Genomic DNA, 14,400 nt, shown 5'->3' on the forward strand with positions numbered 1-14,400 from the left:
CTTTAGCTTTTAGATATTACCCTAGATTTTCTGGATTAACATCTTAACCGAATCTCCTTACACTTATCTCCTATTTAAAATAGCAACTGAATTACCATATACCACTCTAAATCATAACAAATTAGACCTTAAGCAGGAGTTTCTAGAAGTTTTGAGACTAGACTCTTATTGCATAACTTGAGTTCTGTAAATCTTCTTAATTGGTAAAACCTATCGCCTATTACCACTCTATTAATTTAATAAGAAATAAAGTATCTATTGTTATATTTTAAGTGAGTCTTATTCTCATCTAGACTAAGCAAAAACCTCAATTTCATTTTTAGAGGATTTACTTCCGTAGATTTCACATTAATGAATTTAATGTAAATAATACTCCATAACTAATATAGTCCAAAGTGTTTTAGCAGATTTAATTTAAAACGTAGAACATTAATAATACTAAAATATATCTCAAAACAGCGCAAAAAAAACGGCAGTCTGTATAGACTGCCGTTTTCTAATTTTATAGTTCAATCAACTTAGTTGAATTTATATAATAAACCAAATTGAGGTTGAGCAAAAATGTTGTTGAATAAGTTGATGTTTAATGCAAAACTGTTAGAAGAATCTCCGTCTTCTGGACTTGCATTGTTATAAGTTAAAATATCAGCTAATACAAAAGTTGCAGCAAAGTTTTTTGTAAAGAAATAGTTTAATCCTAATGTAATGTTTGCTTTAATGTCATTACTAGTATTATCACTTACACTAGTTTTTACACGAGAATGACCGTATCCTAAACCTACATCTCCATAAGCTTTGAAACGCTTAGAATCTAATTCTAAGAAATATAATCTAGCAAAAGCTCCAATTCCGAAAAAATCAGATTCACTTCCACCATCAGTATCACTACCTCCAAAATCTAAATCACCTCCAACTGCAATTTTATCAGATAAGAAATAACCGAATTTTGGGTTGATTCCGTAAGTTGTATTATCTCCGTCTGTTGTGATTGAAATACCACCTTCAACGAACATATCACCTTTTTCGAAAGTAACACCTTTTGCAGATCTTAATTCTTTTTTAGCAAGTTCTTCTTGTTGCGCCTGTGCGAAACTAAATACAAATAATGCGATTAATGTTAAAGTAATTTTTGTTTTCATAATTAATAGTTTAAATTTTGATTAATAGATAAATTCAACAAGTATTAAAACAGTGATATTAATAAATTAGCAATGTTTTTAGTACCCGAAAAATCAAATCGGCTGCAAAACTAAACAAAAACTCTACACCTGCAAGAAACAAGTTTTAAATTTTGATGAAATTAAAGACAAGAAATTGAGACTTAGCAAAAATGAGTATTTCAACGAATTAAGTAGTCGTTATATCGATAATATTATTCTTTTTATAAAATAACAGAATCTACAAATCATTTAAATCAGATGTTTTACGCAAAAATTATGAAGAAAAGTGTTTTAATTTTTCTTAAACATACTATCCATAATGGTCATAAGACCTTTAAAAGCGAAGAATATAGCAAGACCACAAATAAGTATTCCCACAATCAAAATGGGGATATAAAGCGGTTTCTCTGTATTAGTAAAAGCAATATGGATTAACGTTGGTCCTAAAAACATTAAGGCTAAAGAAATCCCCATTTTTTTTAACCCACTAACCAATAGTGTTTTATTAGTTCTTTCCGTTTCCATTATTTATATGTCTTAATACATTTCGAACACTTTTATGTTCTTTTAGTAGGATTTCGGCATCTTTATAGCCCACATTTAATTCTGCCATAATCATTTGAACTCCACGATCTACTAACTTAACATTACTAAGTTGCATATCGACCATTTTGTTTCCCTTAATTTTCCCCATCTGAATCATAGATGCAGTAGAAATCATATTTAGCACTAATTTTTGTGCTGTTCCAGCTTTCATTCTAGAGCTACCTGTTACAAATTCTGGTCCTACTATAACTTCAATAGGAAATTGTGCAGTAATAGATAAAGGGCTGTTATGATTACATGTTATACAACCTGTTATAATACCTTTGTCGTTACATGCTTTTAATGCTGAAATGACATAAGGAGTAGTACCAGAAGCAGCGATACCAATAACAACATCTTGAGTCGATATTTTATGTTGAAGTAAATCTTCCCAACCTTGAGTTGTAGAATCTTCTGCAAATTCTACAGCATCTCTTATAGCTTTATCACCACCAGCAATAATACCAACAACAAGGTCTGATGATACGCCAAAAGTAGGTGGACATTCAGAGGCATCTACAACACCTAATCTTCCACTTGTTCCTGCCCCTATATAGAAAATTCGACCACCGTCTTTCAGTTTCAAGACTGTTTGTTGAATTAATGCTTCTATTTGAGGTAAAGCTTTTTCAATGGCAAATGGTACGGTTTTATCTTCATTATTAATGTTAACTAATATATCTGATAATTCCATTTTTTCTAAATCATTATATTTAGAATCGGCTTCGGTAGTTTTAATAAAATCCATGGGGTAAAGATACAAATTTGAAAAAATTAAGGTGTAATAAAATATTTGTTTTAAACAGAAAAAGACTCCTGAAGTAGGAGTCTTTTTTAATATATAATGAAAACGTTCTTAAACGTATATTTAAGAAATTGTTTCTAAAATAGAATTTAAAGTTGAACTTGGTCGCATAGCGGCAGTCGTTAAATCTACATTAGGAAGGTAATAGCCCTCAATATTTACAGGTTTACCTTGAATAGAATTCAATTCATCTACAATTTTAGATTCATTTTCTGATAACGATTTAGCTACATCTGTAAAGATTGCTTTTAACTCTTCATCTTTAGTTTGATTAACTAAAGCTTCTGCCCAATATAAAGCTAAATAAAAATGACTTCCACGGTTATCTAATTCGTTCACTTTACGTGAAGGCGATTTTCCGTTATCTAATAATTTTCCAGTTGCTTCATCTAAAGTATCTGCTAAAACTAACGCTTTTGCATTTTTAGTTGTTTCAGACATATGTTCTAAAGAAACCGCTAAAGCTAAAAACTCTCCTAAAGAATCCCAACGTAAATGGTCTTCCTCTAAGAATTGTTGTACGTGTTTTGGAGCAGATCCACCAGCACCAGTTTCGAATAATCCACCACCATTCATTAATGGTACAATAGATAACATCTTAGCACTAGTTCCTAATTCTAAAATTGGGAATAAATCTGTTAAGTAATCACGTAATACATTTCCTGTAACAGAAATAGTATCTTCTCCTTTTTTAATACGAGCAAGTGTAAAGTGTGTTGCTTCTTCTGGAGATAATATTTGAATATCTAATCCAGTTGTATCGTAATCTGGTAAATATTTTTCTACTTTTTTAATTAATTCAGCATCGTGAGCTCTGTTTTTATCTAACCAGAATACTGTTGGAGTTTCTGTTGCTCTTGCTCTGCTTACTGCTAATTTAATCCAGTCTTGAATAGGTGCATCTTTAACTTGACACATTCTCCAAATATCGCCAGCTTCAACAGTATGTTCTGTTAATACGTTATTGTCGGCATCAATTGCACGAACAACTCCATCTGCAGGGATTTCAAAAGTTTTATCATGAGAACCATATTCTTCAGCTTTCTGAGCCATAAGACCTACGTTAGGTACAGTACCCATAGTTGTTGGATCGAATGCTCCATGTTTTTTACAGAAGTCTATAGTTGCTGAGTAAATACTTGCATAACTACTATCTGGGATAACAGCTTTAGTATCTTCTTGCTTACCTTCAGCATTCCACATTTGTCCAGATGTACGTATCATTGCAGGCATAGATGCATCAATAATAATATCACTTGGAACGTGTAAATTAGTAATTCCTTTATCAGAATTAACCATGGCTAATGCAGGACCCGTTTTAAATGCTTCGTCTATATCTGCAAGAATTTCATTACGCTTATCTTCTGGTAAAACTTCAATTGTAGCTAATAAGTTTCCGAAACCATTATTTACATCAACACCAATACTCTCTAGAGTTTCTTCGTGTTTAGCAAAGACATTTTTAAAGAAAACACGTACAGCATGACCAAAAATAATAGGGTCTGAAACCTTCATCATGGTTGCTTTCATGTGTAGAGATAATAATACATCTTTATCTTTAGCATCTTTAATTTGAGCTTCTAAGAACGATATTAACGCTTTTTTACTCATTACTGTAGCATCAATAATTTCGCCTTCTAAAAGGTTTAAATTATCTTTTAAAACAGTTGTATTTCCATTGTTATCTTCAAACTGAATGCTAATAGAAGTTGCCTTGTCTAGAGTTACAGATTTTTCGTTATGAGCGAAATCTCCTTCTGTCATAGTGGCAACATGTGTTTTAGAGTCTGCACTCCAAGCCCCCATTGAATGCGGATATTTTTTAGCGTAATTTTTAACTGCTTTAGGTGCTCTACGGTCAGAGTTTCCTTCACGTAAAACAGGGTTTACAGCACTACCCTTAATTTTATCGTATCTTGATTTAATTTCTTTTTCAGCATCAGTTTTAGGTTCGTCTGGATAATTTGGTAATTTATATCCTTGACTTTGTAATTCTTTTATTGCAGCATGTAGCTGAGGAACAGAAGCACTAATATTTGGTAATTTAATAATATTAGCTTCTGGCTTTTTAGCCAATTCTCCAAGCTCTGTTAACGCATCAGGTAATTGTTGCTCTTCACTTAAAAAGTCAGAAAAATTAGCAATTATACGACCAGCTAAAGAAATATCTCTAGTTTCTACATTAATTCCTGAAGGATTTAAGAAGGCCTGTACAATTGGTAAAAAAGAATAAGTTGCCAAAGCCGGAGCTTCGTCTGTTTTTGTGTAAATAATTTTTGAACTGATTGCCATTATTTTAGATTATTTTATTGTAATTTTTTTGGTGGAAAAATATAGGGCTATTTTTACGAACTGCAAAGATACACAAATCCGAATATTTATTTATATTGATTTGAAACAAGTAATGGCATTTTACTAAAAAAAACGCATTAATTAGAGTCTAAATAAATATTTATTTAAATATTATAACTAAATTACGTTTTATATGAAAAATTAATAGAGTCAAAACACCAACTCTATTAATTTAATTGATAAGAATCTTTATATAACCAAAATTTATAGCTCTATGTTAAGTAATTCGCCACTAATTTGAAGCACATCTAGCTCTGCAAGTTTAGCATCGAATTTGGCTTGATTTCTACTTAATTCTGCATTTCTTAAATTGAGCTGAGCTTGCCTAAATTCTATAGAGGTTGTTTGTCCTAACTTAAATTTTTCTTCAGTACGCTCAAAATTATTTTCGGCCGTTCTAATATTGTCTTCTTGCACACGATAAATTGCGAGTTTATTCTGGTAATTATCCCAAGCATTGTAAAAATTACGTTCAATATCTAGAATTAATTGTTCTTTCTGTAATTCTTGATTTTCTAAAATTATTTTAGAATTTTTCACTTGGGTAATGGTTGATCCACCATCGAATAGATTCCAAGACAAATTTAAACCTCCAGAAATTCCGGAGTTAGTTGATTGAGAAACAAAAGAAGCTGCATTGTTATTATTTTTATTCCATCCATAAGATCCATTTAAACCTAAGCTTGGTAAATATTGCGACTTACTAGATTTTATATCAATTTTACTCAATTCAATATTCTTATTCGCTTGTAACAGACTTATATTATTTGCTTTAGTTTTCTCTAATAAATCTTCTTTATCCAATTGTAATAAAAAATCTATATCTGTTTCAACCTCGAAATCTGATGCTATTTTATTTCCTATAATAACATTTAAATCGCGTTTAGTATTAATTAAATTCTGCTTTGTGTTAATCAAATTAATACTATCATTATTAATATCTACTTCTGCATTTAACACATCAAGTTTGGTGTTTTGCCCGTACTCGAATTGATATTGTGAGCGTAAAAGTCTGTCTTTAGAGATGTTTATTGTTTGTTCTAAAGAAGCTTTATTTTCAGAAATATTAGCCAAACTATAATACACAGCAAATAATTGTAAAACCACATTTTCGATGGTTTCTCTAGCTTCTAACTGACTTAAATTAAACTCTTCTTTAAGTCTTTGGTAATTGTATTGTCTGCCTAAACCATCAAAAAGTAAATAATTTAAAGTTACAGATGCATCATATCTTGAACTTTCCGCACCGTTTAAAGTTGTGGTTTCTCCATTAGAAAATTGAGCTTCTGTATTATCTAAATTATAATTCGCACCAGCTGCTCCTGTTAAGGTTGGTAAATATCCAGAATTTAAAATAGATGCATTATTTTCTGCGACTTCTACCGTATTGTTAGTAATTTTTATTCCATAGTTATGTTCTAAAGTCAGTTCTACGGCCTCTTCCGGAGTCAATATGCGCTGAGCAGAAGTACTTACCGAAAACAAAATTAAACTATAAAAAATGTATGTTTTAAAACTCATGCTCTTCTTTTTGTTCTTTAATTGCACGTTCAACTTCTTCTTTTGATACTTTTTCTCCTGTAGATAACCACTTAACATTGGTCTTAATACTATTACTAAACGATAAGAAAAGTGGTAATACAAGCAATGTTAAAATAGTAGCATATCCAATTCCAAAAGAAATCGATATTGCCATAGGTTTTAAAAATTGTGCTTGTCTACTTTTTTCTAATAATAAAGGAGCTAAACCGGCAATAGTAGTTAACGATGTTAGAAAAATTGCTCTAAATCTTGATTTACCAGCATCTGATAATGCCATATCGAAAGACATACCCTCCTTTAAATTACTATTAAACTTACCTATAAGTACGAGTCCATCGTTAACCATAATTCCTAACAGAGCTATAATTCCTAATAACGATAGTACGTTTACAGGGAAACCTAGTAACCAGTGTCCCCATGCCACTGCTGTTAAACTAAATGGCACTAATAATAGTAATAATAATGGCTGGCTATAACTTCTAAATGTAAAAGCAATGGTGATATAGATTAGTAATAAAATTACTGTACCAGCACTACTTAACGACGATGTTAATTTCTGTGCTTCACGGTTTTGTCCTTCAAAAGATGCTGAAATTGTAGGATATTTAGACTGTAACTCTGGAATGGCAGTTTTTTTAATATCGTCTAAAATATCTGTTGCACTCGTACTCGGGTCTTTTAAATCTGCTGAAACTCTAATCTCACGTTTTCCTTCTAAATGATTTATAGAAACATCACCGCGAACAATACTGTAAGTGGCTATATCTTTTAAAGTAACGCGATTTCCTGAAGGCGTAAGGATACGCATATCTTCTAAATCGTTTATAGATTCTCTGTTTGGTCTGTCGTATCTCACCCAAACCTTAATTTCGTCTTGTCCTCTTTGGAAACGTTGAGCTTGAGCTCCAAAAAAACCAGATCGCACTTGACTCATGACAGTCGATAAATCTAGACCAAGTAAATAAGCCGACTCCTTTAATTGTAATCGAATTTCTTTAATACCTGCAGGGTCATTATCTTCAATATCTTTAAGAAGTGGATTTTCGCTTAAAATATGTTTTAATTCTATTTTGGCAGCTTTTAATTCTTCAATATTGTTTCCTAATAAAGCTACAGAAACAGGGCTACCTCCAAAATTACCTCCAGAACCAAATATTAATCGTTCGGTTCCTATTACTGGACCAACCAATTCTCTAAGCCTATTAGATACTAAAGATGCATTGATAACATCTGGACGTTCTTCTCCAGGAAGCATATTAATAACTAATTGCGCGCTAGAACTGCTATTTAATGATAAAATGGTGTTCTCGAATAATTCTTTATCAGTATCTTTTAAATATTTTTCTGTGAATTCCTGATTCACGATAAGTGCTTTTTCTTCAATCATAGAAATGATAGAATCCGTGACCTTTACATTAGTTCCGTTAGGCATATCTAATTCTATAGAAACACGGTCACTGGCAATTGAAGGGAAAATAGTTACTCCAATAATTCCACCACCTACTGCTCCAATAGTTAAAATTAAAAGTCCTATGAATATCCCTAGAGATAAAATTTTGAATTTAAGAATGAAATCGAATGTTGGTGCGTAAATTCTGTCTCTTAAAAAGACCATGATACGATCTCCGAAGGCGTTAATGTTACGCATTTTAGAGAAAAACTGATTAAATTTACTTGGATTTTCCTTAGGGACTTCTTTACGTAAGGCTTTAGAATGTGCTAAGTGAGCTGGTAATATAATTAAAGCTTCAACAAGTGAAACCACTAATGTTAATATTACAATTACCGATACTTCACTAAAGAACTCACCAATTCTACTATCTAAAAATTGAAATAACGAAAACGCTAATAACGTTGTAATAATAGCTGACACTACAGGAGGAATAACTTCCATGGTTCCGTCGATAGCAGCTTGTACAGGTGTTTTTCCTTTTTCGTAATGCTGATAGATATTCTCAGCAATAACAATTCCATCATCAACTAAAATACCAATTACAATAATCATCCCAAAAAGCGAGAATACGTTTATTGTTACATCAAACTGACTAGCAAAAATAAACATCCCTAAGAATGAAATTGGTAATCCAAAGGCTACCCAAAATGCTAATCTGGTGTTTAAGAATAAAGACAAGAATAATAACACCAATAACATACCCACTATAGCATTTTCTGTTAAAAGCTGTGTACGTTGTTTTAGAGTTACAGAAAGATCTCTTACTATATCTAGTTTTACATTTTCATGCTTAAGATTGTAATCTTTAATATAAGCTTTTACATTTTCTGCAGAAGATACTAGGTCTTCATTATTTGTACTCGTAACAGAAATGTTAACAGCTAAACCTTGATTAAAATATGTTGCATTTGGTGTTTCAGAAAAACGGTCCCTAATAATAGCGACATCTTTTAATCTGATTATTTTACCATCTTGAGTTGCTCTTACAATAACATTAGAAAGTTCGTCTCCATAATACGATCTATTATTGGCTCGAATTAAATACTCTTCGGTATTCGTTTTAATATTTCCACCGGTAATTAAAATATTTGATGAAGCTACAGCATTGGCAACTTCTCCAAAAGTTAAATTAAAGGCTTGTAAACTGGTTTCATTAACAGCAATTTCTATTTCTTCTTCAGGATAACCTGTAACGGTAACTTGAGAAATACCGTCAATAGCACGTAAATCGTTTTCTATTTGCCGACCAATTTGTTTTAAAGTGGCTAACGGAACATCTTTTCCGTTTAAAGCAAATGAAATAGTTTCCCTAATTGCTTCTTGTTTAGACACCACTAAAGGCTCCATCCCTGAAGGGAAAGAAGGTACGCGATCTACAGCATTTTTAACCTCCAATAGCATAAAGTCGATATTCTCATCCTTTTCAATCTCTACAGTAATAACTCCACTGTTTTCCATAGAAGTTGAAGTAACACGATCAATACCTTTAAGACCTTTTAAATTATCTTCTATTTGTAATACAATACCTTCTTCAATTTCTTGAGGTGAAGCACCAGGATAGGTAATATTTACATTAATTATTTTAGAATCTGTTAATGGAAAAAAAGAGGATTTTAAAGATAAAATTCCTAAAGTTCCGAATGCTATAAATGCTATTATAAAAATGTTTACAGCAATATGGTACCTAATAAAATAAGCTATTATTTTCCTCATAACTTATAAATTGTCTGTGTTATTAGATTCTGAAGAAAATGGTTTAACTAGCATTCCAGCATAAGCGCCAGGAACGGGTTTTCCTAAAATGACAGTTCCGTTTGGAATATCTTTTAAAACTACAGTTGTTTCTGAGTAAAACACTGCTTTAACATCCATTACATTAAGAGCATTGTTTTCAACCACAAAGATTTGATTACCATCTAACATCAAACTTCTATCTATTTCTATTGCATTTTCTTCCTCCTTAGCATTTAAACTCGCCTCTAAATACATACCTTCTTTAAGCGTATCATTTTTAACTTCAATAAATGCGGTAATGGTTTGAGTAGACGGATCTACACTACCATTAACACGAGACACTTTACCAATAAATGTTTCTGTATGTTCTAAATTATTTAGTTTTACTTCTTCGCCTACTTTTAGTAAAGTAGCATAAGATGTACTTAATGCAACTTCCATTTCATAGCTTGAAGGGTCTATAAACTCTCCTAATTTTTGTCCACTACGAATTAAAGAACCTTCGGTTACTAAAGCTTCTGTTAAAACACCTTTAAAGGGTGCCAAAATTCTATATTTAGACAATCGCTGTTCTAAGTTTTTAACATTATAATAACTAGAAACAATACCACGTCCCGTAATAAAATAGTTTTCCTTTTCATTGGTCATCTCGGGTAAACTAGGTGTAGACTTTTCTAAATCGAAATTAACAAGATAGTTTTGCCATTTCTGATACATTTTAGGATAGTCAAAACGTAAGTCAGGCATAATAGCAGCTATATCATTATAAAGATTACTTTTTGCCGATTGCACACTGGCATAATATTCTGAAGCATCAATATCAATTAAAACTTGACCTTTGTTGAATTCTTGTCCAGGTTTAAAGAGAATTGTTCTAGGTTTAAAAATCCCTTGAACTTCAGAATATAACTCAAGTCTACGTTTAGCCACTAAACTACCATGAGCAGGAATTAGAATTGGTACCGTTGAATTTGTAACAGTATCTATAAATACTGTTTTAATAATCTTTTCTTTGACAGGTTTTGGTTTAGATTTAGAATCTATTAATTGATTAGCCAAAAATATGGAAAACACAATAAGTAGTATTCCGATAATAGAAAGTAAAATTTTACGCATGTAATTAAGTTTAGTGCTATTTAAGACCTTAAAACTATCGTTAAGTTAATTTTAAAACTCTTAAAAAAATCATAAAATATTTAATTAACTAGCAGTAAGTCTGTTATATATGAAGAAAAGCAGAAACTCAGTATTTAAATGTGAGTTTCAAGATGGATTTAAAGCAAAAAAATCCTCAACAAATAAATGTTGAGGATTTAGTATAAAAAAGGCGACGACCTACTCTCCCACAATGCAGTACCATCGGCGCTAATGGGCTTAACTTCTCTGTTCGGAATGGTAAGAGGTGAGCCCCATTGCAATAATCACCTTAAATTGTTGATTGTTAATTTCCACTTAGAAAACTAATCAACCGCGCTTTAGCGCAAATATCTTAACATATTGAAAAATACCCGAAGGTGACATACATATAAATCCTAATAATAATTCTTGTACTCTTATAAAAAAACAGGCGTACAATAAGCCTATGGGTTATTAGTACTACTCGGCTATGACATTACTGCCTTTACACCTATAGCCTATCAACGTGGTCATCTCCCACGACCCTTTAAAGAAATCTCATCTTGTGGTGGGTTTCGCGCTTATATGCTTTCAGCGCTTATCCCTTCCCAACGTAGCTACTCTGCAATGCTCCTGGCGGAACAACAGATACACCAGAGGTTGGTCCAACTCGGTCCTCTCGTACTAGAGTCAGATCCACTCAAATTTCTAACGCCCACTGTAGATAGAGACCGAACTGTCTCACGACGTTCTGAACCCAGCTCGCGTGCCACTTTAATGGGCGAACAGCCCAACCCTTGGGACCTTCTCCAGCCCCAGGATGTGACGAGCCGACATCGAGGTGCCAAACCCCCCCGTCGATATGAGCTCTTGGGGGAGATCAGCCTGTTATCCCCGGCGTACCTTTTATCCTTTGAGCGATGGCCCTTCCATACGGAACCACCGGATCACTATGCTCTACTTTCGTACCTGATCGACTTGTAGGTCTCTCAGTCAAGCTCCCTTATGCCATTGCACTCTACGTACGATTACCAACCGTACTGAGGGAACCTTTAGAAGCCTCCGTTACTCTTTTGGAGGCGACCACCCCAGTCAAACTACCCACCAAGCACTGTCCCTTCGAATGAAGGTTAGACTCTAGATAAGCAAAGGGTGGTATTTCAACAATGACTCCACAACACCTAGCGATGCCGCTTCAAAGTCTCCCACCTATCCTACACATTACTTATCCAAAACCAATACTAAGCTATAGTAAAGGTGCACGGGGTCTTTTCGTCCCACAGCGGGTAATCGGCATCTTCACCGATACTACAATTTCACCGAGCTCATGGTTGAGACAGTGTCCAGATCGTTGCACCATTCGTGCAGGTCGGAACTTACCCGACAAGGAATTTCGCTACCTTAGGACCGTTATAGTTACGGCCGCCGTTTACTGGGGCTTCATTTTAGACCTTCGAGGTAAACCTCTAAGCCCACCACTTAACCTTCCAGCACCGGGCAGGTGTCAGGCCATATACGTCATCTTTCAATTTAGCATAGCCCTGTGTTTTTGATAAACAGTCGCCTGGACCTTTTCACTGCGGCCCCACCGAAGTGGGGCGACCCTTCTCCCGAAGTTACGGGTCTATTTTGCCTAGTTCCTTAACCATGAATCTCTCGAGCTCCTTAGAATTCTCATCCCAACTACCTGTGTCGGTTTAGGGTACGGGCTGCTTCACTTGCTTTTCTTGGAAGTCGATTTGCTAGATTATCACCTTGACCGTAGTCTCAGTGTACTATCGCGGTGTTACCACTCGCTTCAACGTACTATTCCGTCAGTACGCACTAACTTTTCGCCTCCGTCACTTTTAGTGTGAGCAGGTACAGGAATATTAACCTGTTGTCCATCCACTACCCCTTTCGGGTTCGCGTTAGGTCCCGACTAACCCTCAGCTGATTAGCATAGCTGAGGAAACCTTAGTCTTTCGGAGTGCGGGTTTCTCGCCCGCATTATCGTTACTTATGCCTACATTTTCTTTTCTATACGTTCCAGCATACCTCACAGTACACCTTCTACACCTATAGAATGCTCCCCTACCAGTTATAATAAATTATAAATCCATAGCTTCGGTAATATGTTTATGCCCGATTATTATCCATGCCGAACCGCTCGACTAGTGAGCTGTTACGCACTCTTTAAATGAATGGCTGCTTCCAAGCCAACATCCTAGCTGTCAAAGCAGTTCAACCGCGTTTTTTCAACTTAACATATATTTGGGGACCTTAGCTGATGGTCTGGGTTCTTTCCCTCTCGGACATGGACCTTAGCACCCATGCCCTCACTGCTGATCAACATTTTATAGCATTCGGAGTTTGTCAGGAATTGGTAGGCGGTGAAGCCCCCGCATCCAATCAGTAGCTCTACCTCTATAAAACTATAAATCAACGCTGCACCTAAATGCATTTCGGGGAGTACGAGCTATTTCCGAGTTTGATTGGCCTTTCACCCCTACCCACAGGTCATCCGAAGACTTTTCAACGTCAACCGGTTCGGTCCTCCACTGTATGTTACTACAGCTTCAACCTGCCCATGGGTAGATCACACGGTTTCGCGTCTACCACTACTAACTAAAGCGCCCTATTCAGACTCGCTTTCGCTACGGATCCGTGACTTAATCACTTAACCTTGCTAGCAACGGTAACTCGTAGGCTCATTATGCAAAAGGCACGCCGTCACACGTAAACGTGCTCCGACCGCTTGTAAGCGTATGGTTTCAGGATCTATTTCACTCCCTTATTCAGGGTTCTTTTCACCTTTCCCTCACGGTACTAGTTCACTATCGGTCTCTCAGGAGTATTTAGCCTTAACGGATGGTCCCGCCAAATTCACACAGGGTTTCACGTGCCCCGCACTACTCAGGATACCACTATCGCGCCAATCTTTACCTATACGGGACTATCACCCTCTATGGTCACTCTTTCCAAAGTGTTCTAATTCATCATGGTCTGAATATCGTGGTCCTACAACCCCAGCAATGCCGTAACATTACTGGTTTGGGCTAATCCGCGTTCGCTCGCCGCTACTTACGGAATCACTTTTGTTTTCTTCTCCTCCGGGTACTTAGATGTTTCAGTTCTCCGGGTTTACCTCCCTAAGGATACTATATCTTCAATATAGTGGGTTGCCCCATTCGGATATTTGCGGATCAATTTGTATGTGCCAATCCCCGCAACTTTTCGCAGCTTATCACGTCCTTCATCGCCTCTGAGAGCCTAGGCATTCCCCATACGCCCTTATTTAGCTTATTGTACTTTTTGCTTTTTTAATGAGTTTGTTATTAGTTAAAAGCTCGTAAACTTTAACTAACAACGAATTATTATTGTTTAAAATATATCTTATATAGTATGTGCAATACTACATAATCAAATATCTTAATGTATTTTTATGTATCTTTTTCAATATGTCAATGAACGTTTATCAATGTATCAATTTTATAATGTATTAATGTACCAACGAATTGTTACATCTTTTAATTAATTAATTTTTACATTAATTCGTGGAGAATATCGGAGTCGAACCGATGACCTCCTGCGTGCAAGGCAGGCGCTCTAGCCAGCTGAGCTAATCCCCCAATTACTAGTAGATAGTAATTAGTAGTTAGTAGTTAGTACTT

The 14,400-nt window shown here is 34.8% G+C and carries 7 protein-coding genes, 1 tRNA gene and 2 rRNA genes; all 10 read right to left on the reverse strand.

Features of this window, described 5'->3' with window-relative positions:
- Window positions 1-518 precede the first annotated feature (518 nt).
- On the reverse strand, window positions 519-1,139 hold the full coding sequence (locus BN863_RS11935; protein WP_038530901.1) for an outer membrane beta-barrel protein: 621 nt from the start codon (window positions 1,137-1,139) through the stop codon (window positions 519-521).
- 312 nt (window positions 1,140-1,451) lie between these two features.
- Window positions 1,452-1,685: a DUF6095 family protein gene (locus tag BN863_RS11940; RefSeq protein ID WP_038530903.1), complete on the reverse strand. Its 234-nt coding sequence runs from the start codon at window positions 1,683-1,685 to the stop codon at window positions 1,452-1,454.
- Complete coding sequence (murQ, locus tag BN863_RS11945) at window positions 1,666-2,493, reverse strand: N-acetylmuramic acid 6-phosphate etherase (protein ID WP_038530906.1); 828 nt, start codon at window positions 2,491-2,493, stop codon at window positions 1,666-1,668. Before murQ ends, BN863_RS11940 begins: the two co-directional genes overlap by 20 nt.
- A 120-nt stretch (window positions 2,494-2,613) precedes the next feature.
- Window positions 2,614-4,842: an NADP-dependent isocitrate dehydrogenase gene (locus BN863_RS11950; RefSeq protein ID WP_038530908.1), complete on the reverse strand. Its 2,229-nt coding sequence runs from the start codon at window positions 4,840-4,842 to the stop codon at window positions 2,614-2,616.
- Between the two features lie 264 nt (window positions 4,843-5,106).
- On the reverse strand, window positions 5,107-6,423 hold the full coding sequence (locus BN863_RS11955; protein WP_038530910.1) for a TolC family protein: 1,317 nt from the start codon (window positions 6,421-6,423) through the stop codon (window positions 5,107-5,109).
- Window positions 6,413-9,610, reverse strand: coding sequence for an efflux RND transporter permease subunit (locus BN863_RS11960; protein ID WP_038530912.1), 3,198 nt, complete (start codon window positions 9,608-9,610; stop codon window positions 6,413-6,415). Before BN863_RS11960 ends, BN863_RS11955 begins: the two co-directional genes overlap by 11 nt.
- Window positions 9,611-9,613: 3 nt before the next feature.
- Entirely contained in the window at window positions 9,614-10,747 is a 1,134-nt protein-coding gene (locus BN863_RS11965; RefSeq protein WP_038530914.1) for an efflux RND transporter periplasmic adaptor subunit, read from the reverse strand.
- A gap of 206 nt (window positions 10,748-10,953) precedes the next feature.
- Window positions 10,954-11,060: ribosomal RNA gene (rrf, locus tag BN863_RS11970) — 5S ribosomal RNA — on the reverse strand.
- Between the two features lie 141 nt (window positions 11,061-11,201).
- Window positions 11,202-14,035: ribosomal RNA gene (locus tag BN863_RS11975) — 23S ribosomal RNA — on the reverse strand.
- Window positions 14,036-14,284: 249 nt separating this feature from the next.
- Window positions 14,285-14,358, reverse strand: a tRNA-Ala gene (locus tag BN863_RS11980).
- Window positions 14,359-14,400: the final 42 nt, after the last annotated feature.

Origin of the sequence: Formosa agariphila KMM 3901 (assembly GCF_000723205.1) — a bacterium.
Taxonomy (GTDB): domain Bacteria; phylum Bacteroidota; class Bacteroidia; order Flavobacteriales; family Flavobacteriaceae; genus Formosa; species Formosa agariphila.

Coding starts and splice junctions, on each gene's coding strand:
- BN863_RS11935 (WP_038530901.1), bottom strand. CDS start 1,139: ATGAAAACAAAAATTACTTTAACATTAATCGCATTATTTGTATTTAGT.
- BN863_RS11940 (WP_038530903.1), bottom strand. CDS start 1,685: ATGGAAACGGAAAGAACTAATAAAACACTATTGGTTAGTGGGTTAAAA.
- murQ (WP_038530906.1), bottom strand. CDS start 2,493: ATGGATTTTATTAAAACTACCGAAGCCGATTCTAAATATAATGATTTA.
- BN863_RS11950 (WP_038530908.1), bottom strand. CDS start 4,842: ATGGCAATCAGTTCAAAAATTATTTACACAAAAACAGACGAAGCTCCG.
- BN863_RS11955 (WP_038530910.1), bottom strand. CDS start 6,423: ATGAGTTTTAAAACATACATTTTTTATAGTTTAATTTTGTTTTCGGTA.
- BN863_RS11960 (WP_038530912.1), bottom strand. CDS start 9,610: ATGAGGAAAATAATAGCTTATTTTATTAGGTACCATATTGCTGTAAAC.
- BN863_RS11965 (WP_038530914.1), bottom strand. CDS start 10,747: ATGCGTAAAATTTTACTTTCTATTATCGGAATACTACTTATTGTGTTT.